This window comes from Akkermansia biwaensis (assembly GCF_026072915.1).
In the GTDB taxonomy this organism is placed as follows: domain Bacteria; phylum Verrucomicrobiota; class Verrucomicrobiia; order Verrucomicrobiales; family Akkermansiaceae; genus Akkermansia; species Akkermansia biwaensis.
In genome coordinates this window covers 2,166,848-2,188,095 of sequence record NZ_AP025943.1, presented here as the reverse complement: position 1 = coordinate 2,188,095, position 21,248 = coordinate 2,166,848, and the positions used below count along the sequence as shown (strand labels likewise).

General features: G+C 54.5%; 19 protein-coding genes and 1 tRNA gene. 16 read left to right on the top strand and 4 right to left on the bottom strand.

The window, feature by feature from the left end:
* Positions 1-4 precede the first annotated feature (4 nt).
* The gene (locus tag OQH67_RS09020) at positions 5-1,789 is read right to left on the bottom strand and encodes an ABC transporter ATP-binding protein (RefSeq protein ID WP_215436136.1); all 1,785 of its coding nucleotides are present in this window, start codon (positions 1,787-1,789) and stop codon (positions 5-7) included.
* A complete protein-coding gene (locus tag OQH67_RS09015) occupies positions 1,783-3,633 on the bottom strand; it encodes an ABC transporter ATP-binding protein (RefSeq protein ID WP_215436139.1) in 1,851 nt (616 codons plus the stop codon). Before OQH67_RS09015 ends, OQH67_RS09020 begins: the two co-directional genes overlap by 7 nt.
* A gap of 179 nt (positions 3,634-3,812) precedes the next feature.
* Between OQH67_RS09015 and OQH67_RS09010 the strand changes: the two genes are divergently transcribed.
* The 11 genes from OQH67_RS09010 to OQH67_RS08960 all read left to right on the top strand — a co-directional run bounded on the left by OQH67_RS09010 (position 3,813) and on the right by OQH67_RS08960 (position 12,964).
* Positions 3,813-5,225: an NAD(+) synthetase gene (locus OQH67_RS09010; RefSeq protein ID WP_215436142.1), complete on the top strand. Its 1,413-nt coding sequence runs from the start codon at positions 3,813-3,815 to the stop codon at positions 5,223-5,225.
* A gap of 77 nt (positions 5,226-5,302) precedes the next feature.
* Complete coding sequence (locus OQH67_RS09005) at positions 5,303-6,103, top strand: MlaE family ABC transporter permease (RefSeq protein ID WP_215436145.1); 801 nt, start codon at positions 5,303-5,305, stop codon at positions 6,101-6,103.
* Positions 6,104-6,119: 16 nt separating this feature from the next.
* A complete protein-coding gene (locus OQH67_RS09000) occupies positions 6,120-6,938 on the top strand; it encodes an ABC transporter ATP-binding protein (RefSeq protein WP_215436148.1) in 819 nt (272 codons plus the stop codon).
* A gap of 18 nt (positions 6,939-6,956) precedes the next feature.
* Positions 6,957-7,961 carry an MlaD family protein gene (locus OQH67_RS08995; RefSeq protein ID WP_215436151.1) on the top strand — a complete coding sequence of 335 codons (1,005 nt, stop codon included), beginning with the start codon at positions 6,957-6,959 and terminating at the stop codon, positions 7,959-7,961.
* A gap of 142 nt (positions 7,962-8,103) precedes the next feature.
* Positions 8,104-8,430 carry an ElaB/YgaM/YqjD family protein gene (locus tag OQH67_RS08990; RefSeq protein ID WP_067573770.1) on the top strand — a complete coding sequence of 109 codons (327 nt, stop codon included), beginning with the start codon at positions 8,104-8,106 and terminating at the stop codon, positions 8,428-8,430.
* Between the two features lie 59 nt (positions 8,431-8,489).
* Positions 8,490-8,936 carry a phage holin family protein gene (locus OQH67_RS08985; RefSeq protein WP_215436154.1) on the top strand — a complete coding sequence of 149 codons (447 nt, stop codon included), beginning with the start codon at positions 8,490-8,492 and terminating at the stop codon, positions 8,934-8,936.
* Positions 8,936-9,298: a hypothetical protein gene (locus OQH67_RS08980; protein ID WP_215436157.1), complete on the top strand. Its 363-nt coding sequence runs from the start codon at positions 8,936-8,938 to the stop codon at positions 9,296-9,298. Before OQH67_RS08985 ends, OQH67_RS08980 begins: the two co-directional genes overlap by 1 nt.
* Positions 9,299-9,432: 134 nt before the next feature.
* On the top strand, positions 9,433-10,515 hold the full coding sequence (locus tag OQH67_RS08975) for a type IV pilus twitching motility protein PilT (RefSeq protein ID WP_067573776.1): 1,083 nt from the start codon (positions 9,433-9,435) through the stop codon (positions 10,513-10,515).
* Between the two features lie 25 nt (positions 10,516-10,540).
* Positions 10,541-11,635, top strand: coding sequence for a type IV pilus twitching motility protein PilT (locus OQH67_RS08970; RefSeq protein WP_067573778.1), 1,095 nt, complete (start codon positions 10,541-10,543; stop codon positions 11,633-11,635).
* Between the two features lie 23 nt (positions 11,636-11,658).
* The gene (locus OQH67_RS08965) at positions 11,659-12,732 is read left to right on the top strand and encodes a peptidylprolyl isomerase (protein ID WP_215436160.1); all 1,074 of its coding nucleotides are present in this window, start codon (positions 11,659-11,661) and stop codon (positions 12,730-12,732) included.
* Complete coding sequence (locus OQH67_RS08960; protein WP_215436163.1) at positions 12,683-12,964, top strand: hypothetical protein; 282 nt, start codon at positions 12,683-12,685, stop codon at positions 12,962-12,964. The genes OQH67_RS08965 and OQH67_RS08960 overlap by 50 nt, the downstream gene beginning before the upstream one ends.
* Before the next feature lie 77 nt (positions 12,965-13,041).
* On the opposite strand, the gene OQH67_RS08955 is transcribed toward OQH67_RS08960, so the two are convergent.
* Positions 13,042-13,779 (bottom strand): SGNH/GDSL hydrolase family protein, encoded by a 738-nt coding sequence (locus OQH67_RS08955; protein ID WP_215436166.1) that lies wholly within the window; start codon positions 13,777-13,779, stop codon positions 13,042-13,044.
* Positions 13,776-14,759, bottom strand: coding sequence for an acyltransferase family protein (locus tag OQH67_RS08950; RefSeq protein WP_257227030.1), 984 nt, complete (start codon positions 14,757-14,759; stop codon positions 13,776-13,778). The genes OQH67_RS08955 and OQH67_RS08950 overlap by 4 nt, the downstream gene beginning before the upstream one ends.
* Before the next feature lie 721 nt (positions 14,760-15,480).
* Between OQH67_RS08950 and OQH67_RS08945 the strand changes: the two genes are divergently transcribed.
* The 5 genes from OQH67_RS08945 to OQH67_RS08925 all read left to right on the top strand — a co-directional run bounded on the left by OQH67_RS08945 (position 15,481) and on the right by OQH67_RS08925 (position 21,234).
* Positions 15,481-15,556, top strand: a tRNA-Ala gene (locus OQH67_RS08945).
* Positions 15,557-15,610: 54 nt separating this feature from the next.
* Positions 15,611-17,134 carry an O-antigen ligase family protein gene (locus OQH67_RS08940; RefSeq protein ID WP_215436173.1) on the top strand — a complete coding sequence of 508 codons (1,524 nt, stop codon included), beginning with the start codon at positions 15,611-15,613 and terminating at the stop codon, positions 17,132-17,134.
* A 100-nt stretch (positions 17,135-17,234) separates the two neighbouring features.
* Positions 17,235-17,984: a 3-deoxy-manno-octulosonate cytidylyltransferase gene (gene kdsB, locus OQH67_RS08935; RefSeq protein WP_215436176.1), complete on the top strand. Its 750-nt coding sequence runs from the start codon at positions 17,235-17,237 to the stop codon at positions 17,982-17,984.
* A 14-nt stretch (positions 17,985-17,998) separates the two neighbouring features.
* Complete coding sequence (gene pyrG, locus OQH67_RS08930) at positions 17,999-19,606, top strand: CTP synthase (protein ID WP_067573790.1); 1,608 nt, start codon at positions 17,999-18,001, stop codon at positions 19,604-19,606.
* A 65-nt stretch (positions 19,607-19,671) separates the two neighbouring features.
* On the top strand, positions 19,672-21,234 hold the full coding sequence (locus OQH67_RS08925) for a sodium:solute symporter (RefSeq protein WP_215436179.1): 1,563 nt from the start codon (positions 19,672-19,674) through the stop codon (positions 21,232-21,234).
* Positions 21,235-21,248 lie beyond the last annotated feature (14 nt).

The following is a 21,248-nucleotide window of genomic DNA, read 5'->3' as shown; positions in this document are numbered from 1 at the left end:
CCTTTTACAGGGACTGGCGGTCGTACAACTCCCGGTACAGGGGGCAGGAGGCATACAATTGCTCATGGGTGCCGTCCCCTACGATACGGCCATCCTCAAATACCAGAATGCGCGTCGCCACCCGGATGGAGCTGAAGCGGTGGGCCACAATCAGCGCTGTTCTGCCTTCCACCAGCCGGTCCAGTTCATGCTGGATCTGGGCCTCGCTTTCCGCATCAAGGGAGGCGGTGGCTTCGTCAAGAATCAGGATGGGGGCGTCTTTCAAAAACGCGCGGGCAATCGCCACGCGCTGGCGCTGGCCTCCGGACAGGCCGCTTCCGCCGTCGCCAAGCACGGTCTGGTAGCCCTCCGGCATGCCCATGATGAACTCGTCCGCGGAAGCGGAACGGGCGGAAGCGATGACTTCCTCATCCGTGGCGTCCTGACGCCCCAGCCGGATATTTTCCATGATGGTGCCGTGGAACAGCACGGGATGCTGGGAGACGAAGGCGATGTTTTTGCGCACATCGTGCAGGGTTGCGGCCCTCACGTCCACGCCATCCACAAGCACGGCGCCGGAACTGACGTCGTAAAACCTGGGCAGAAGGCTGGCGAAGGTGGTTTTCCCCGCTCCGCTGGGCCCCACGAGCCCCACCACCTCACCGGGGCGGATGTGGATATCAATGCCGTTCAGCACATGGCGGGTCCCGTCGTAGGAGAAGGAAACATGATCGTAGTCCAGCCTGCCCGACGCACGCCCCAGCGGAACGGGGTCGGAAGGCTCCGGCATGGTGTCCGGCTCTTTCAGAATGTAGTTGATGCGCTCCAGGGAGGCGTACGCGCTTTTCAGGTTGGTGAGGGTGACGCCCAGGCGCTTGAGCGGGTCATAGCACATGAACAGAGCCGCGGCCAGGGCCGTAAATTCGGCTTTGGTCATGCCCATTTCATTTCCCTTCACCAGCAGGATGCCCAGGCCCAGAGCCGTCACGATTTCCAGGACCGGCACCAGGAAATGCCTGTATTTTACCGTCCTGAGGTTGATTTGAAAGAACCGCTGGATCAGCCCCAGGAATAATCCCACCTGCTGTTCCTGCATGCCGTAGGAGCGGATTTCACGCTGCGCCGCCAGGTTTTCCTGCGCGGCGGCGGTGATGTTCCCCAGTTCCTCCTGCGCCAGCTTGGCTTTCTTCATGATGCGGCGGCCGAAAAAGCGGATGGGCCACACCGCCAGGGCAATCAGCCCGAGATTCAGCAGCACGATGGCCGTATGCGGATTGACAAAGACCTGGTAAACGAGAAATCCCAGCGCGGCCAGCAGCGTAAGGGGCTGCTTGATGATGTCATTGGCCGCCACAACCAGGCCGCTCTGCACGCCGGCGGCGTCATTCAGCAGGCGGCTGATGAGGTCTCCGCGCTTCTGGCGGTCGATGAACGACAGGGGAAGGGTTTGCAGCCTGGAAAAGGCGTCCAGCCGGATTTCCTCCAGCACCTTCATGCTGACGATGCTGATCCAGTACACGTTGAAGAAGGAGCCTATTCCCCTGATGGCAAATATCAGCGGAAGCAGGGAACACACCGCGACAAGCACGGCGACGTGCATGTGTTCCGGAGCTACCGTCCGGGCAATGATGTCATGTATTTCCGGCGGAATTTGCGTATTGTCGAATACCACGGGAAATACCTTGGCAATCATCACGGGGAAGCCGAAGCCGCTGGCGGCGGCGGCAAGGGCTCCGGCGGCCAGTGCGGCGATGAACAGCTTCACCACCGGCTTCAAATACCGCGCGTACTCGAAAAACTGCCTTAACATGACGTGCCTCCTTCCTCTTCCGCAATCATTTGCTGCTTGGTGTAAAGATCCCGGTACAGGGGAGATTTTTCCATGAGTTCCTCATGCGTGCCGTCCGCGGCAATGCGCCCTCCTTCCAGAACCAGAATGCGGTCCGCCATGCGGATGGTGCTGAACCGGTGGGCGATGATGAAGGTGGTCCTTCCTGAAGCCAGCTTCTCGATTTCTTTCTGGATCAGTTCCTCGCTCTTCATGTCCAGGGACGCCGTGGCTTCATCCAGCACCAGAATGGGAGCGTCTTTCAGAAACGCCCTGGCCAGGGACACGCGTTGACGCTGTCCGCCGGAGAGCCCTTCCCCCATCTCGCCGATCAGGCGGCCGTAGCCTTCCCCAGTCTCATTCACAAAACTGTCCACGGCGGACATCCTCCCTGCCTGTTCCACTTCTTTGTCCGAAGCTTCCGGGCGGCCTATGCGGATGTTGTCCGCCACGGACCCACGGAACAGGACGGGATACTGGGACACCAGCGCAATGTGGGACAGCAAGTCCCTTTTGCTCATTTCCCGCACGTCCACTCCATCCACCTTCACGCTACCGGAGAGCACGTCGTAAAAACGGCACAGCAAGTTGATGAAAGTCGTTTTCCCCGCCCCGCTGGGGCCGACGAGGGCAACCACCTGCCCCGCCGGAATGCGGACGTCAATATTCCGCATGACCGGGGCATCTTCCTGATAACTGAAACAGACGTTGTTGAATTCGACTTCCCCCTTCCATTCTTCCGGACTCTTCGGGTTTTGCGGTTCGGGAACGTCGTCCGCGGCATGCAGCACTTCATTAATGCGCTCCAGCCCGGCTTTGAGGGTTTCCGCCTTGTTGTGGACCGCTCCCAGCCTTTTGACCGGCTCATAGCAAAGGTACATGGCCGTAGCCAGGGAGGCGAAGTCCCCCATGCTCATCCCGTTCATGTTGGCGACAAAGAGGGTGGCGGCCATGGCAACGGCGCTGACGAATTCAATCAGGGGCGTCAGCAGGCTCTGCCACCGGACCACACTGATGGAAGCCTGGATATAACGGCGTATCCTGTTTTTAAAGAGGTTGGTCTGCTGCTGTTCCAGTTCAAAGGCGCGGATGTCCCGCTGGGAAGAAAAATTTTCCTGGAGCGTGGAGGAAAGATCCCCCTGGCTGGCCTGCACCGTACGTGCGCGGACAAGCATCTTTTTGCCGATATAGCGGATGGGGATCACGCAGGCCCCCACCAGAAGCATGTTGGCCAGCAGAATCAGAAACTGCTGGCTGACGGACGCCTTGTAAACCAGAAATCCCAGAGCACCCAACAGGGTGAGGGGCTGGATGATCAGATCATTGGCAATCTGGACCAGGCCGCCCTGGAGAAACTGGGTATCCTGCATCAGACGGCTCAGCAGGTCCCCCCGCTGGCAACGGTCATGGAAGGAAAGGGAGAGGTCCTGAAATTTCCTGTACACCTTGAGCCGGATGGTTTCCAGCACGCCCAGCCCTATTTTGGACAACAAATAGACATTGACGAAGGAAGACAGGCCGCGGACCACCACGACAAGGGGCAGCAGGGCTGCCGCCACCCAGACGGTCAGCCACGGCAGTTCCTCAGGCCGCACGAACAACAGCATGATGCGTTCCGCATAGATGGGGAGCGGTTCCCCGTCAAAGATCACGGAGAATACCGACTGCAGGATCGCCGGAATGCCGAAGCCGCTGGAAAGGGCGGCGATAACGCCCCCGAGCACGGCTCCCGCCAGGGTTAACTTGTAAGGGCGAAGGTATTCGCGCCATAAATGCACGATGTTCTGCGCAGCGGGTTCCTGCCCCTGTGTTGACTGTTCCCTCATAAATAGTTGCGACTGATGCCCCCGCCAACGGACGGCAGGCAATCGGGACGGATCATACCATGAAGCGCGGACATGACAAGCTCCTTGCTGTAAAAACTCCACAGGAATATTCCCCTTTATGGGGAATTCACGGCATCCCGGCTTGTCCGGAACCGCGGAATGGGCTAGCTTGCCGGACCATGTTGCGAACAGGACTGATCCAGCCGGAAACCATTCCCGGCCAATTTCCCAGAAATCTCCGGGCCATCGTGGAACTGTACCGGACCTGCCTGGACCGGGGAGCGGAAATCGTCATTTGCCCGCCTCTGGCCCTGGGGGGCATGAACACGGGGGAACTGGCCCTGCGCAGCGGCTTCCGGGCGCAGCACCAGGCCGCCCTTGAATATCTGGCCCGTGAAATAGCGGAAGTTCCCCTTCTGCTTGGCGCTCCGGATGCCGGAGGAATCCGCCTTTATCTGCTCCGCTTAGGCCGTCTCCTTCCCCAGAAAGCCGTCATCCCGGGTGAATGCCAGGAGAAAAACTCAGCTCCGGCCGTAGGCCTGTTCCGGGGAAAGGAATCCGGGGAATTTACTGTCCGTCCCGTGGGGGAACAAAATGAACGTCCATCTTTCAAGCCGTGCCTGCTTCTGCGCATGCCTGCGGCTCCCTGGCATGAGGGACAACTGGAGCAGGACGAAGAGGAAAGCCGCCGTCTGGCGCTGGAAACAGCCCTCCCGGTAGCAACCGTCCGCCTGGCGGGAGGGGAAGGTCCGTTTATGCTACCCGGAGCTTCATCCCTGTGGTCCGGCACGGGAGAGCTGGCCGCCAGGCTGCGGCTCTTTGAACGGGACGCGGCAGTCATCCCGGGAGAAATACCAGCGGACGAAACGGGACCGCTCCCTGCCCCGGACTGGCAAACCCGGCATGTGCTCCGCAAGGGAACGGCGGATTTCATCCTGAAGACGGGCTGCGGTTCCGCATGCCTGAACCTGCTGGAGAGCGCTTTTTCAAGCCTGCTGGCCCATGTGTTGAAAAAATCACTCCCCGATCTCCCCGTCACGGGATTCATCCCCCGCTTGTCCGGCACACCGGAAAAGGACATTGCCCGTGCGGAACATCTGGCCGCCGGACTGGGAATCCGCCCCATCAGCCTGCCGCCCATGAGTGAAGTGCAGCCCGGTTCCGCAGAAGAAGGCTGTCTTTCCGCGTGCCGCATCCGCGCTCTGGCGGATGAAGAGGGGGCGCTTCTGCTCTCATCCCTGAACGGAACGGACATCACGACGGACCTCCGCGCCATCCGGGCGGCCTGTACGGCGGATTTCATGCCGCTGAAAGACCTGTATGAATCCGAACTGGCTGCCCTGTTCCCTGAATTCGCCACCGCATCACCGGAGGCGGTCCTCCGCGACGGCCTGCTCATGCGCCTGCACAGGGAGCATGTGTCCGCCACGCACCTGGCGGCTCTCATGCCGGACCGGGAACTGGAAATACGCAGGTTGCAGAGGCTGGCCCGTACTACGGAATGGGACCGGAGAAAACTGCCGCCCGGGCTCTTTCTGCGCTCCATTCCCGGCACGCCGGAAGTACCTGCAATCCATCAGATGGCGGACTAGGACACGCCTATTCCCTTTTAACCCTGTGGCGTACATTGCGCTTGCTCTTCGCACGGAATAAGTGATTAGTAGGGTCCATGCAGTTCTATGTAGCCACCATGGTTGGCCGCACCGCCATTGGCCTGATTGATCGTCTGGGATCAATCGGACTGCTGCTGTACCAGGTGTGCGCCTGCATGTGGACCGGAAAGTTCCGGATGCGCGTCCTTGTGGAACAAATTGCAAAAATAGGCGTGCAGTCCCAGCCCGTCGTTATCATTACCGGAGCCTTCACGGGTGCCGTGCTGGAGGCGCAGACCCTGTTCCAGCTTCAGACGGTGAGGATGGAAACCATGGGGGGAGCCGTCGTCGCGGTGGGCATGTTCCGGGAGCTGGGGCCCGTCATCACCGGGCTGATGCTTGCGGGACGCGTAGGATCCGCCATGGCCGCGGAAATCGGCACCATGAAAGTGACGGAACAGGTGGACGCCCTTAAGTCCATGAACGTGGACCCCGTGGATTACCTGGTGAAGCCCCGCATCCAGGCCATGCTCATTTCCATGCCCATCCTGATGATGGAAGCCGTGCTGGTCGGCATCGTCTCCGCCTTCATCGTCAGCATTACGGCCTTCAACGTGGACCAGGCGTACTGGATGCACTTCATGAGCAAATTCGTAGCCATGGGGGACATCATCGTGGCGCTGGTCAAGGCGCTGGTCTTCGGGCTCATCATTTCCCTCATTTCCTGCCGGGAGGGCCTGAATACCAGAAACGGGGCCGTGGGAGTGGGCAAGTCCACCATGCAGGCCATGGTGTATGCCTCCGTGGCGCTCCTCATTGCCAACTTCATCCTGACCATGATTCTCAACTCCATCTTCCCCATGGGATTCATGAGATAACCCTTATTCCAAAGCCATGCAGCCGTTCATCCGCGTAAGCCAGCTCAAACAAAGCTTCGGCGCCCAGGAGGTGCTGAAAGGCGTGAGCTTTGACGTGGACAAGGGAGAGCTTCTGGCGCTGATCGGCGGTTCCGGCGCCGGGAAAAGTGTCATTTTAAAGCATTTGGACGGCCTGATAGACCCTCTGGACGGCTATGTGGACATAGACGGAAGGCGCATCAGCAATGTTCCGGAAAAAGTAAAAAGGGAAATCCGGAGCAAGATTGGATTCATGTTCCAGCAGGGGGCCCTGTTCGACTCCCTCAGCGTGGGGGAAAACGTAGCTTTTCCCCTGCAGGAAGCAGGGCTGAAAAATGAAGAAGAGCTGGATTCCCGGATTTCTGCGGCGCTTGAATCCGTCGGACTCTCAGGACAGGAAGAAAAAATGCCCGCGAACCTTTCCGGAGGCATGATCAAGCGCGTGGCTGTAGCCAGGGCCATCGTCATGACGCCGGAATGCCTCCTGTATGACGAACCTACGGCAGGTCTGGACCCCATCGTCACGGACAGCATCAGCTTCCTGATCCGCCAGATCTGCAAGGACAAGGGCATTACCACCGTCATCGTCTCCCATGACATGCCCAGCGTGATCCGCATTGCGGACAAAATCGTCTATCTCCGGGAGGGAACAGTTTACTGGACAGGCACGCCGGAGGAACTGCTGCATTCCGAAGATCCAGTCCTGAAAAAGTTCCTGTACGGGGATTCCGGGGAAGACTGGGCCTCCCTGGCGGGAATGCATGAAAATTTTCAACGGGTTCTGCTGGAACGCGCGGAACGGGAAAGAAACCAATAGAAAAACCGCCATCACAACATGAAGCAAAAACTTAAACCGGAAACATGGGTAGGCATTTTCCTGATTGCCGGAATACTCATGATCCTGGGGGTCATTCTGGGCTTTGGAGGGTTGAAAACCACCAAGGAACAAACTTACCCCATCAACATCATTTTCAAGGATTCGGCGGGTCTCATCAAAGACTCCCAGATACGGCTGGGCGGCGTTTCCGTGGGAAAAGTCACCAAGGCTCCGGAACTTCTGCCTTCCGGCAATGAAGTGATGCTGGAAGCCAGCATCCAGCGCGGCGTAAAAATCCAGGTGGGTTCCGTCTTCCGCATAGACATGCAGAATATTCTGGGAGACAAGTACATTGAAATCGTTCCCCCTTCCCCACCCACGGACCAGTACATCCAGCCTCATGAAACCATCATGGGGCAGGCAGAGAGCGACATCAGCAAGCTCAAGAACAATGCCGTGGTGGCCAGCGAAGAAATCCTGGCCATCCTGAAACGGATAGAAAAGAATTCCGGCAATATTGACGAAGCCCTTCTCAACATCAGCGAGGCGGCCAAGGGCCTGTCGCAGACCACCAAGATCATCAATGAAAGCCTTCTGGACAAGGAAAACCTTCAATACGTCAAGGGCGTACTGATGAACATGGACAAGACAGGGAAGGAACTCCCCGGCCTGATGGAAGAAACCAGAACATCTGTGGCTGCCATGAAGGAAACCATCCGGAACGCCCGCAAGATCATTGACGGAGTGGAAAGCAGGCTGGAGGGACTGGACCCGGCCATCAAGGAAATTCCCTCCACGCTCACCGCCCTGCGCAAGGCTTCCGACCACATTGCCTCCGTTACGGCGGATGCACGCAAGAACCAGGGCTTCCTGGGCCTGCTGCTTTATGACGCCCGCTTCCGCGCCAACGCCCAGGAATTCATCCGCAACCTGAGAGATTACGGCATTCTCCGCTACCGGAATCCGAATGAGCCACAGATCAAGGCCGATCCGCGCGGAGGTTTTTCCGGCAGCCGACGCTGACGACGGCCCACAATTCGGCATGAAGCCGTTTTACACACTTGCCATTAGTGGGAAGAATGCTAAAAATCCCTAATGTGAGAGGCGAACACATGTAAGCCGACATGTTTTCAACAGGAATTCAACCTTAACACTCTAATCAATCATGCAAGACAATCAAACCGAACTTGAACCGACCGTAACAGCAACGGATGCCAGCTGCTCCTGCCCCTCCGCCCGCGACATGGCCGTTACCAGATTTCACCAGGCCCGGGCTTTCGCTGCGGCCAAAGTAAACCAAATACGCAAGGCAGCCACGGAACAGGCGGGCACCATCCGCGATTACGCCCAGGAAAAGGGAGTGGTCATCCGCGACAAGGCCAAGCATCTTCATGAAGCCAGTGAAGAATACGTGAAGGAAAAGCCCACCCAGTCCATGCTCATCGCCATGGGCGTGGGTCTCCTGATCGGCCTCCTCATCCGCCGCCGTTAATCTGTCCCGCGCCATGCGTCCCGCTCGCATGGCGCCTCCCCTTCCGTCCAATTCGTGCCATGGGTCTGATCGACAAATTCAAACGCACCTTCGTCACCCCGGTCATGGAGGAAAAAGAGGAAGGGATGGCTATGGCGCGTTCTCTCCGGGAAGCCGGTGCGGCCGCACTCTCCCATTTGGAAGCCTTGTACGGCCTGCTCAAGCTGGAGCTGGAAGAAGCGTCCAAACGGCTGGGCCAAAAAATGGCCCTGCTCCTGCTGGCCGCCTTCATGGCCTTCTTCGGCTACCTCTTCGTATGGTGCCTGCTGACCATGATCATGGCCTATTATTGGAACATCATCGCAGGGCTTGCCGTGACGGCCGGGTTCCACATTTTGGTTGCCGCCATTGCTCTGGCCATGTTCAGCCGCATTCGCGTTACTCCCATCGCCCCCGCTACGGCGGAAGAACTTAAAACGGATTTATCATGTCTGCAAATGGCTCTCAAAAAAAGCTCGAACTCCTGATGCAGGTAGCCACTTCCCGGCTGGATATCGTCAATGAGACCGACGCTTTCACCCAGAAGGTGCAGCATCAGGCGGACCATCTCCGGCAGCTGAAAAAAAGAGCCATGTCCATTCCTGTGATCGGCTCCATCGTCGGCACAGTGGGAGGCATTCTGCTCATCAAAATGCTCATGGGAAAAAAGAGCCATCCGGCCCCGGCGCGTCCGCGCCTGTCCGGACTGCCCGGAGGACTGGTCAATTCCTCCATATTCAGGTTCATGATTGAAATCCTGATTACCCTGGCCTTCCCCTCCCTGAAAAAGCTGGGGTTTGACCTGGCCAACAAAAAAATCCTCAGCCTGTTCAAATTCCGGAGCCATTGACGGCTCCCTGCCCGGCAAAGGAAAAACGCCATTTTTACGGCGGTTCCGAAAGTGGAGGACTTTTTATTTTTTGCTGGTCAAAAAAGGCCCCTTTCCGCTAGTATGTAGCTTTATCAGTTTGCTGCATTCAAAACATGAGCGAATACATTTTGCCCCACGTCGACGGATATCTTAAGCTTGGACAGGACTTTGACTGTTCCGATATCCACCTTGCCGTCAACAGCCGCCCCACATGGCGCCGGTTCGGCCAGCTTCTGCCCATCTGGGAAGAAGCCCCCAACCTCACTCCCAAGGACACGGAAATCCTGGCCCGGGGATTCCTGGAGGAGCCTGAATGGAACCGCCTTCAGCAGCGCGGCGACGTGGACTTTGCCTATGCCAACGACTTCGGCCGCTACCGCGCCTCCGTCGTCAAGCAGCGCCTGGGTTACGACATCTGCTTCCGTATCATCAACACGAAAGTCCGCACCATGGAGGAAATCGGGCTGCCGACGGACTATGTGGTGCCTCTGACCCGCTACACCAACGGCCTCATTCTGGTGACGGGCTCCGTGGGTTCCGGTAAATCAACAACGCTGGCCTCCATCGTGGACTTCATCAACCAGGACCGCCACGACCACATCATCACGCTTGAAGACCCCATCGAATACATCATTCCCTCCAAAAATTGCCACGTCAACCAGCGTGAAGTGCACAAACACACGGAATCCTTCGCACGGGCTCTGCGCGGCGCGCTCCGTGAAGACCCGGACGTCATCATGGTGGGTGAAATGCGCGACCTGGAAACCATTTCCCTGGCCCTCACCGCCGCAGAAACGGGCCACCTGGTGCTCGGCACGCTGCACACGGGGTCCGCAGCCCGCACGGTGGACCGTGTGCTGGACGTCTTCCCGGTGGAACAGCGCGACCAGATCCGCATCATGGTCAGTGAATCCCTGCGCGGCATCATTTCCCAGCAGCTCGTTCCCAGGGCGGACGGCAACGGCCGCGCCCTCGCCATTGAAATGCTCGTCAACACGCCCGCCATTGCCAACTGCATCCGCGAAGGCAAGACCTTCATGATTCCCGGCTGCATCCAGACAGGAAAGGCCCAGGGCATGATTCTGATGGACGACTCACTCAGGGCCCTTTACCAGGCGGGGCTCATCACCGCAGACGACTGTCTCTTCCGCTCGGAAGACAAAACCATCATGAAAGCCTTCCTAGGCATCAAGTAACCTTTAACTTTGACACATTCCTGTTATGGCTGTTATCGACCAATACTTCAAATATCTCGTAGAATCCGGAGGCTCCGACCTTCACCTCAGCGAAGGCCAGCCCCCAAAAATCCGTGTCAACGGTACCATTTCCGCCATTTCTGACGAAAATCTAGAGGGTCAGGCATTCAAGACCCTGCTCTCGGAAATCTGCGACCCGCAGGCATTCCAGAAATACCTGGAAGAAGGCGATCTGGACTTTGCCTATGAAATGGACGAAACTTCCCGCTTCCGCTGCAACTACTTCAAGCAGCAGCATGGACTGGGCGCCGTCTTCCGTCTCATTCCCACAAAAATCGCTACGCTGGAAGAGCTGGGCGTTCCGACGGTGGTCAAGGAATTCGCCCACATGAGGTCCGGCCTGGTGCTGGTTACCGGCCCCACCGGTTCCGGTAAATCCACCACGCTGGCCGCCATCATCGACTACATCAACAGCAACCAGGCACGGCATATCATCACGGTGGAGGAACCTATCGAATTCGTCCACCCCAATAAAAAATCCATCGTCACCCAGAGGGAAGTTCCCCTGCAGACGCCTTCCTTCGCGGACGGCTTGCGGGCTTCCCTCCGCGAAGACTCCGACATCGTGCTCGTGGGTGAAATGCGCGACCTGGAAACCATCTCCCTGGCTCTCACCGCCGCGGAAACCGGCCTTCTGGTCTTCGGAACCCTGCACACCAACAATGCCAGTAAAACCATTGACCGTATTATTGATGTCTTCCCCTCCGACCAGCAGTCACAGGTGCGCACCATGCTCGCGGGTTCCCTCCGCGGCGTCGTGGCCCAGCTCCTGATGAAGCGCTGTGACAAGCCGGGACGCGTGGCCGTCAATGAAATCCTCTTTGCCACTCCCGCCGTGGGCGCCATCATCCGCGAAGGCGCTACGCAAAAGATTCCGGATGTCATCGTGGGCGGCAAATCCATGGGGATGCAATTCATGGACGACGCCATCTGGCAAAAGCTCCAGCAGGGCATCGTTTCCCCGGAAGAAGCTTACATGAAGAGCATTGAAAAGAAGAGGTTCCGCAACTTCCTGCCCCCCGAGTCGGCCCGTCTGGCGGATTCCGGTGGTGGAAACTAATCCTCCGTCGTACCTTGCCCCTTATGTCCCCCACCGGAAAATTCACGTTCAAGCTCGTGATCTATGGAGCGTTCCTGCTCTATCTGGTGGGGGACTTGTTCATTTGGCACGGCTTCCTGGCGGGCAGGATGGATGCCTACCTGAAACCCATGCCGGGACCGCCCGGAGACAATTCCGAACGCATCGCGGAAGTTTACGGAGAACCGCTTACCGCCAACCAGCTAAACAGGAGAATTGCGGAGCTGGGCATTCTGCGCCAGCCCGCCGTGCTGGACATGGGAGACGGCATGACGCTCACCCATGAACTGGATGTGCAGAAGGAGCTGGCCCCCCGTGCCAGATATGACCTCATCAGCTCCTCCCTCCTGCGCCTGAAAACCCGGGTCAACGATTTGCAGCTCCCCAACCGCAATGCGGAAGCCGCCCAGGCGGAAAAGCAAATCCAGTCCCGTTTTGACGGCGACAGGGAGAAATATCTGGAAATGCTCCACGGCCAGAAACTCACCGAAGAGCAGCTCCGGCAGAAAATTGCCGCCCGCCTCAAGCAGACGGAACAGCTTTACCGCGCAACCATCAAGGTTGCGGACCCTACCGACGAAGAACTGAAAATCTACTACAATCTGGTCAAGGACAGGCTTAAAACGCCGGATTTGCGGCAGGCCAGGCACATTTTCCTCTCCACCCTGCACAAGGACGACAATCAGGTCAAGCAGGCGGCGGAAGCCCTGTTGGCGCGCCTGCGGGCCGGAGAATCCTTCGAACGGCTTGCCAAAAGTACCAGCGAAGATGAACGGACGGCTTCCGCCGGAGGCTCTCTGGGCTGGATCAACCCGGCCCGTACTGCGGAAACCTTGGATCTGGACATTGCCTCCCTGCCTGACAACACGCCTGTGCTCGTCAAAAGCAAATGGGGATGGCACGTCATGGAAGCCTCCCCCTTGAAGAAAGGACGCGTTCCATCCTATGAGGAGGCGCTGCCTTCTTTGAGAAATGCAGCCCAAAGTCTCAGAAAGGCGCAAGCCACAGGATTGTACATGGACGGCCTTTTTGAAGAAGCCCACCTTAAAAACCGCATTAAAAACAAGCAGAGGCATTAAAGCCACGCCGGAATTCCGGAAAAACCGGATGATTCCGCCACGCCGTCTTTCCTCTTTTCCATTTGGAAGGAGGCGTTATTTTCCTGTTGCATCCATTGCCGGCATGATCCTCTCAGCATGGAGAAACTCTCCCCGGCAAAATGAGAAGAAGGATGGTCTTCCTGAAAAGTATTCTCGTTTCTATTATCAAGTTTTCCTAATACAGAGGAGGAAAAAACTGGTAGATGCTTGAAATAAAAGATTCTCTGACTTATGAGCTTCAGCTTTTATCTGCATGCCATCCACAGGGGAAGAAGAGCAACACTTTACTTAGGGTTCTCCTGATTTTTTCACACTTTCGACAAACCGTGATAAAGGAGCGGCAATACGCTCATAACCGGCAGGAGACAAGTGGACATTGTCGGCCATGTACCTATCTGCAGCTCTTGTTTGCCCAGGCTCCTGCAATTCCTTGAACAAGGGACAAACATAAATATTCCTCCCCCATGGTTCGCTTAACATTTTTTCCCGGAACCTCCACATCGAGGTTTCTTCCTTGGCATTGAGAGGGGGTATCAGAACAAGACGGATAGACTCGTCGTACTTCTCTTTCAATTCATGCACAAGGCTTCTGAGTCCTCTCATTACCAGCCAATCCGGAGTATTGATGGAAATATTGTTGGTGCCGATGCAAAGAACAATTACGGAAGGCCTGGCAAGATCAAACAATCCATCATGAATACGCCATCGCAAATTTCCAATGGTATCCCCTGCCGTCGCAACATTGATGCATCCCAGAGGTTCCATAAAACGCTTCCAGGACTCTGGTGAATCTTTTAGCCAGAAATTCATCAGGGAGTCACCACACACAATAATCGCTCCATCAGGCGATTCATCCAGTATGTGTTTGTCTCTTGCATGCTTCTCAAGTCGTTTCGCTCCCATTTCCGGATACTCCTCTTCCAAAAATACGATTTCTGCACGCCTTGCAAAAAGGGTAAGATATGCGCACACTACGCAAACCACTCCTATCAACAGACAAAGGGCAATTTTTTTTATGATCGTCATGACTGTCTTTTAGGGAAGTTCCGGACATTGGCCAAATAAGGCAACAACCGCGGAGCATATTTGGAGATGAGAAGATAGAAGCATGAAATTACTCCAATGACGGCTATTATTCCCACAATGCACAATATGAACGATTTTTTCCAAATCCAATCTGGAGTGAGATTAAATATGGGATAATGCAGAATAAATATTAAAAATGAGGCTCCAGACAATTTGGTCAGAAAACCACTCTTGTTGCAGTATTTGTTCAATAGAAAACCCATGAATAAAATAAAAAATGATCCTGCCAGCAGCAACGCCGGAGTATAACCTATAAAATACCAGTCTATTTTAAAAACGCCCAGATCGCTCCATCGCTGAAAAATGGACCAATCTGTATGGGATTGAACACAAAAAAAGTAATTATTAAGGCCGGTGGCAAAGAATAATCCTGTAAGCAAAAGCCAGATTTGTATGAGTGATTTTTCATTTCTTTCAAAAAATTCTTTAACTTTTCCAATGTCATATCTGCTCAAGTAGAGGCCAAGTGAAAACTCAGCTAATACAAATGGGGATAATGTCGCGTTGATGGAATTGATCACTATTGGCCAGTTCATGCAAAAGGCCAACACGATGAAAGGAATTAAAAATGTCCTGAATTTGATCAAGATGGGGGTAGCAAGAAAACAAAGCAATAAATCTCTCAAAAACCAGGTGGGCGTAGAAAAAGGCTGTCCGATACTGACCTGGACTCCCAAAGGATTGAAATCAGGAACAAACAAACTCTGATAACCCACCAAGCGGCATAAATACTCGGAAACATGCATATAAGGAACACTGTCGTATTCAAATGAAACGATAAAGTTCCAAAAGAGAAATGGAACCAGCAGAGAAATAAACCGCGACAAACACCTGTCCCAGGAAATGTTCTTTCCCATGAAATACTCGGAGAGGATCATGAAAAACGCTACATTGCTCCCTCCCGTTAGAGAATGGCTGATGCTGTTGATTGTAAAATTCGGGACATGCTAGAATACTATAAGTATGGCCGCCAGAAGCTTGGCAATATCAAGCCATTTCTCCCGCCCAAGATAATTTCCCATTGAAAAGCCTTCATGGTGATCTTTGGAGTCAATCATCGGTGCCTTCATAGCAGAGTTATGAGTAATATATTTAAAACGATCATGAATTGAGAGTCCAAAATTATTTGAAAGCCTCTCCGTAATAATACAAACAATTGCATTACAGAAGAAAAACGCAATATTCTTGTTTTATGCACAGAATATCCATTTTAGAAAAAATATTAATTTCCCAAATAAAAATCAAATTATTCTAATTAAGGATTCTTTCACGTAACTTGCATCATCCGTCAAGGATGCTTCAATTTTTAAACTCTCAAGTCAAGCTTATAATGGGAGGATATCATCCCTCTTTTGAACACGCATTTTACAGGCATGACACACCTAAAAACATTTATCATCAATATGAAACTATTATTTATGAATAAGAAACTTCCTCAGTAAACCCACGAATGTCGACTGATAGAATTCATACCGAGACCTATTAAAGGAACTGACATTTCAGGCTCTATCTCCGATATTACATTAAAAAATTCTGCACAATCCTTTCAGAAGAGACATCGTGAAAAAATTATCCTCCTTTATTCAATTATGCTTGATCTCCACAAGGATGTCGAGTAGCTTACCTCCGGTAATTCCTAAAGGGGTATTAGCTCAGTTGGTAGAGCGTCTCGTTCGCAATGAGAAGGTCAGGGGTTCGAATCCCCTATACTCCACCATCCATCCTTCTTTTCTGTTACCGGTTTGTTCCGTACAGAATTTCAGACCGCGTTATGAATGGCGACTTATTCAAGATTACACTGATTTCAGTTATTGCCATTCTCCTCGCCATCATCGGAGGCCTCATATCTGCAGACGGTGATCCAGTTTCCATTGCCGTTGCCATAGCCCCGTTCGCCCTGGCAGGACTATACATGATGAAGGAAAAGGTATGGTATCTCTGGATACTCATTCCTCCTCTCTTCATTCCTTTTTCAATTAATTCCTATGCTCCCTTATTTGCCTATTCCGTCGTGCTGCCCTTTTATTTGTGGAATGTCATGCTCAGGCGCTCCAGCTTGACCTGGAATTCCATTCCTCTGCTGGATACCTTTATTTTCCTTCTTTTCATCCATGTTGCCTATGTTTTTCTGACTCATCCCTTTGGGCTGGGAATAAACATTCTGGAAGATTATTATGGAGGCAAGGGATATATCATGTTCCTGCAGGCGTTGCTGGCCTATTTATGTCTGTCTTCATTAAAAACAACCAGCCAGGAGTTAGGAAAGGTGCTCCAATGGTCTATTGCCCTGATTCTTCTCTTTACACTGGCCCAAACGGCAAGGACATTACTCTCTCCCGAGTCTGCAGGAGCAGAAGCAGGGACGGACGGAGATACACGAAACTTCTCTTACCTCGCCATCTCCATACTGGTACTTCAAGTGCTTATTTTAAAATACTCCGTATGGCAGATGATCAAACGTCCCTGGTGGGGGTTGTTGGCGGCCTCGGCATGCGCAGGAATTTTAATTAGTGGATTCCGTTCCTCCATTGCCATTATCCTGTTGCTCTTCTTTATCGTCTCCTTACTTTACAAACGATGGTTTGTCAGCATTGTAGCCCCCATTCTCGGGTTAGCCATGCTTATGCTTCTTTCCTCATCAAAAACCTTGCTTGAACTTCCTTTTGGGGTACAACGAATATTATCCGTCCTCCCATTTCTCGAAGTCAGCTCCCAGGCCAGGGAGGATGCGATGGCTTCCATCCAATGGAGAGTGGAAATGTGGAAATGGGCCTTGGATGACAGGGAAATATTCATTCAAGATAAAATATTCGGCGATGGATTCGCCCGCGACATCAATATCCTCAAAGCAAACATTTACGAAGAAGCATACCATCTCACTAATACCAACCAGATATCTTTCGCCTGGAACGGATTATGGCATAGCGGTCCGATATCTACTATTCAGGCAATTGGATATGTAGGTCTTACACTATATTCCATCATATCCGTCATCGGCATGGTCTATGCATGGCAGGTCGGCCGCATTTATCGCTACAGCAAATACAGCCTGGGTATTCTATTTATTACAACCCTTTACTTCATCCGTCCTCTGGGTTTCTTTTTCCTTTACGGGGAAAATACTTACATTGCTGAGGACATTATTTCACTGGGAATCATCAAGGTCTTGTTCTGCTGTGCCAAAAGGGAGGGATTGTACGTTTCTATCCATATGCGCAGGGAATATGTTCCTCTCATGATACAGCAGAAGGAAGAAAAACCTGGACTTCCCAGCTCTTCCGGGGTTCCCTGCTGAATATTCCGATGCACTTTTCGGAAAAACCGTCTTCTTCCATTGCTTGAGGCTGGACTATTCGGAGGGGAATTGATAAGGTCCCGAAACGTTTAACCTCTCCATGGCTTCCGCCCCTCTCCACCATATCATTGGCCTTATCCCTGCGCGCTGGGGGTCCTCCAGATTCCCGGGCAAACCCCTTCATCCCATTGCCGGAAAACCACTTGTCCAACACGTATGGGAGCGGGTCTCCCAGTGCAGCCGGCTGGACGATATGGCTATCGCCACGGATGACGAACGCATTCTTGAGGCCGCGCTGGCGTTCGGGGCAAAAGCCATCATGACTTCTCCGGACCATCCCAGCGGTAGCGACCGCTTGGCGGAAGCTGTCCAGGCATTTCCCTCCGCCACCCATATCGTCAACATCCAGGGGGATGAGCCTCTCATCGATCCGGCCCTGATTGACCGTCTGGCCGGTGTGCTGGCGGCAGATCCCGCCCTTCCCATGGCCACTGTCGCCTGCCTCATTGACAGAGAAGAAGACCTGGACAATCCCAATATTGTAAAAGTGGTTCTTGCCGGCAGCGGAGATGCGCTTTATTTTTCCCGGTCCGTCATCCCCTTCGCCCGCAATTCACGTATTTCCTCGCCCCTCAGGCATCTTGGCATTTATGCCTACCGCCGGGACTTCCTTGAAAACTATGTCCGCTGGAAACCTACCCCCCTGGAACTCACGGAATCCCTGGAACAATTGCGCGCACTGGAAAACGGGGCCAAAATCAGAGTCATCCTGACGGACCATGTCAGCGTGGGAGTGGATACGCCGGAACAGGCAGCCCAGGTCGAACAGATTTTATTAAACACACACTAGGAACAGACATTATCATGAAATACATCTTCGTCACAGGCGGCGTCGTATCATCTCTGGGCAAGGGCTTGGCAGCCGCATCCATCGGCACTCTGCTGGAACGTTGCGGACTGAAAGTGACCCTGCAGAAATTCGATCCCTACCTCAACGTGGACCCAGGCACCATGAGCCCGTTCCAGCATGGAGAAGTGTACGTTCTGAATGACGGTGCGGAAACGGACCTGGACCTGGGGCACTATGAACGCTTCGTCCATTGCAGCCTTTCCCGCCTCAACAACCTTACCTCCGGGCAAGTCTTTGAAAACGTATTGAGAAAGGAACGCCGCGGCGACTACCTGGGCAAGACGGTCCAATACATCCCCCACGTTACGGATGAAATCAAGAACAGGCTCTATGAAGTGACGGAAAAATCCGACGTGGACATCATCATCACGGAAATCGGAGGCACAGTAGGAGACATGGAAGGCCACATCTTCCTGGAAGCCCTCCGCCAATTTGCCCTGGAAGTGGGCCGGGACAACGTCTGTTTCATCCACGTCACCCTGCTCCCCTACATCAAGGCGGCCGGGGAGATGAAAACCAAGCCTACGCAGCAATCCGTTGCAAAACTCCGGGAAATCGGCATTCAGCCCGACGTCATCATCTGCCGGACGGAATACGACATGAGCGAGGACGAACGCCGCAAAATCGCCATGTTCTGCAACGTAGAGGCCAAAAATGTCATTGCGTTCCGTGACGTGAAAAACACCATTTACGAATGCCCCCTGGACCTCAGCCAGGACAAAATCGACCGCATCGTGACAAAACGCCTGGGACTGGACGTCCCTCCCCCGAATCTGGCAGACTGGCAGCGCTACGTAGGCAGGGTCGTCAGCCCCAGCCATTCCGTAAGAATCGCCGTTGTCGGCAAATACATCGCCCTTCAGGATGCCTATAAGTCCATTTATGAATCCTTTACCCATGCCGGCGCGGAAAATGACGCCCGCGTGGAAATCCTGCGGGTGGATGCGGAAGAACTGGAAGAAAAGGGAGCGGAAGCCCTGATCGGTTCCGTGGATGGCCTTTTGGTGCCCGGCGGCTTCGGCGACCGGGGTATTGAAGGAAAAATACAAGCCGTACAATATGCGCGCACCAAGGGCATTCCCTTCATGGGCATCTGCCTGGGCATGCAGGTAGCCGTCATCGAATATGCGCGCCACATCTGCGGCATGGACGACGCCAACTCCACGGAATTCGACAAAGCTACGTCCCACCCTGTCATCTGCCTCCAGGAAGAACAGAAAGGCATTGAAAACATGGGAGCCACCATGCGCCTGGGCGCCTACAAGGCGCTGATTACGCCGGGAACCCTGGCCCACAAGCTTTACGGCAAGGACAACGTCAATGAACGCCACCGCCACCGTTACGAATTCAACCCCGCCTACCGTGAAGACCTGGAAAAAGCCGGCCTGGTCATCAGCGCCATCAACGATGAGCATGGACTGGTGGAGGTAGTGGAACTCCCCACTCATCCCTTCTTCATCGCCTGCCAGTATCATCCGGAATTCCAGTCAGCGCCCAACCGGGCCCATCCGCTCTTCTCCGGTCTGGTCTCTGCGGCGCTGGAATATAAAAGCCGCTCCTGATCCCATCTCTGACCGCAAGGACTTTTCCGGAGCTGAAATACCGGAAAAGTTCTCCCTCTCCCGGCATGTTTACGGACTCCCTCGTCATAGCCATCTACTTTCTGGCGATCTTCGGTATTGGCATCTACGCGGGCCGCAAACAAAACACCCTGACAGATTATGCGCTGGGAAACCGTTCCCTGCCCTGGTGGGCCATCCTGGCATCCATCCTGGCTGCGGAAATCAGCGCGGCCACCTTCCTGGGAGCGCCGGGGGAAGGCTACCATACCCGCAACTTTACCTATGCCCAGCTATGCATAGGCACGATTCTGGGCCGCATTATCGTCGGCAAGCTCTTCCTCAAACCTTATTACGACTATAAGGTAGTCTCCATTTATGAATATCTGGAAAAACGGTTCGGACTGCTGACCCGGCGCACTGCCTCCATGGTTTTCCTGATCAGCCGGGTTCTGGCCAGCGGAACCAGGCTCTACTTTGCAGGCATTCTGCTTGTCATTGCTTATCAGTTTATCACCAATACTCCGGCAGATTCCGAACAGATAGTCCTGCTTTACATCGCCGCGCTGGTCATCATCAGCATGGCCACCACCATTTATACGGCCATAGGCGGTCTGAAAGCCGTCGTCTGGACGGACGTGTTGCAGGCGGCGGTACTCGGCGTCTCCATGCTCTCCGCCCTTTGGATACTGTTCTCCCACATTCCCGGCGGCTGGGACTCCATTTCCGCCGTCATGAACGGAGGGGATGACTGGAAATTCTTTTCCTGGGGAACGGAAAAAGGATTCAGCTTCCTGGAACAGTGTTCCCACATTCTGGGACAGGAATATACGGTATGGGCAGCGTTTCTGGGCGCTACGTTCATCACGATGGCTACACACGGGACGGACCAGGACATGGTCCAGCGCATGCTGGCTGCAAAAAACAGCAAGGCCGGAACACGCGCAGTCATCGTATCCGGACTGATGGACTTCCCCATCGTCATACTCTTCCTGTTCACGGGCATTCTCCTGTACGTCTTTTACCAGTACAATCCGGCAGCCCTGCCCGCAGACACGCCCAAATTGCACGTATTCCCCTACTTCATCATTCATGAACTCCCCGGCGGAGTCCGCGGGCTGCTTATTGCCGGGTTGCTTGCAACCGCCATGGGCTCCCTGTCCACAGCGCTCAACTCCCTGGCAACCACCGCCACGAAGGACTGGTACCAGGGCATCTTCAAGCCGGACGCCACGGAACGCCAGCTGCTCCAGTGCGTGCGGTGGGGCACGGTGGGATTTTCCCTGCTGCTCATTATGGTGGGCTCCGTCACGGCCTGGTACGTAGTGCATCATCCGGAAGTGCGCATCATCCAAATTGCTCTCGGCATCTTCGGCTACACGTACGGATCCCTGCTTGGCATCTTCCTGCTGGGAATGCTGACCCGCACCAGGGGCAACGACACCGGCAACATCCTTGCCATGGCGGCAGGCTTCATCGTCATAGCCGTTCTGACCGGCCTCATTCCTCTCCCGGCTTCCTGGGAACAGCATATCCCGGAAATAGCCTTCCCCTGGCGCGTCACCATCGGCACCCTGGCAACGTTCTTCGTCGGACTGTGCTTCCGCAGCCGTCACGTACTTCCCCGTTAAACGGGCGTTATTCC

Coding starts and splice junctions, on each gene's coding strand:
- OQH67_RS09010 (WP_215436142.1), top strand. CDS start 3,813: ATGTTGCGAACAGGACTGATCCAGCCGGAAACCATTCCCGGCCAATTT.
- OQH67_RS08980 (WP_215436157.1), top strand. CDS start 8,936: ATGCAGGTAGCCACTTCCCGGCTGGATATCGTCAATGAGACCGACGCT.
- OQH67_RS08990 (WP_067573770.1), top strand. CDS start 8,104: ATGCAAGACAATCAAACCGAACTTGAACCGACCGTAACAGCAACGGAT.
- OQH67_RS09000 (WP_215436148.1), top strand. CDS start 6,120: ATGCAGCCGTTCATCCGCGTAAGCCAGCTCAAACAAAGCTTCGGCGCC.
- OQH67_RS08940 (WP_215436173.1), top strand. CDS start 15,611: ATGAATGGCGACTTATTCAAGATTACACTGATTTCAGTTATTGCCATT.
- kdsB (WP_215436176.1), top strand. CDS start 17,235: ATGGCTTCCGCCCCTCTCCACCATATCATTGGCCTTATCCCTGCGCGC.
- OQH67_RS09015 (WP_215436139.1), bottom strand. CDS start 3,633: ATGAGGGAACAGTCAACACAGGGGCAGGAACCCGCTGCGCAGAACATC.
- OQH67_RS08955 (WP_215436166.1), bottom strand. CDS start 13,779: ATGACGATCATAAAAAAAATTGCCCTTTGTCTGTTGATAGGAGTGGTT.
- OQH67_RS08965 (WP_215436160.1), top strand. CDS start 11,659: ATGTCCCCCACCGGAAAATTCACGTTCAAGCTCGTGATCTATGGAGCG.
- OQH67_RS08975 (WP_067573776.1), top strand. CDS start 9,433: ATGAGCGAATACATTTTGCCCCACGTCGACGGATATCTTAAGCTTGGA.
- OQH67_RS08985 (WP_215436154.1), top strand. CDS start 8,490: ATGGGTCTGATCGACAAATTCAAACGCACCTTCGTCACCCCGGTCATG.
- OQH67_RS09020 (WP_215436136.1), bottom strand. CDS start 1,789: ATGTTAAGGCAGTTTTTCGAGTACGCGCGGTATTTGAAGCCGGTGGTG.
- OQH67_RS09005 (WP_215436145.1), top strand. CDS start 5,303: ATGCAGTTCTATGTAGCCACCATGGTTGGCCGCACCGCCATTGGCCTG.
- pyrG (WP_067573790.1), top strand. CDS start 17,999: ATGAAATACATCTTCGTCACAGGCGGCGTCGTATCATCTCTGGGCAAG.
- OQH67_RS08970 (WP_067573778.1), top strand. CDS start 10,541: ATGGCTGTTATCGACCAATACTTCAAATATCTCGTAGAATCCGGAGGC.
- OQH67_RS08925 (WP_215436179.1), top strand. CDS start 19,672: ATGTTTACGGACTCCCTCGTCATAGCCATCTACTTTCTGGCGATCTTC.
- OQH67_RS08995 (WP_215436151.1), top strand. CDS start 6,957: ATGAAGCAAAAACTTAAACCGGAAACATGGGTAGGCATTTTCCTGATT.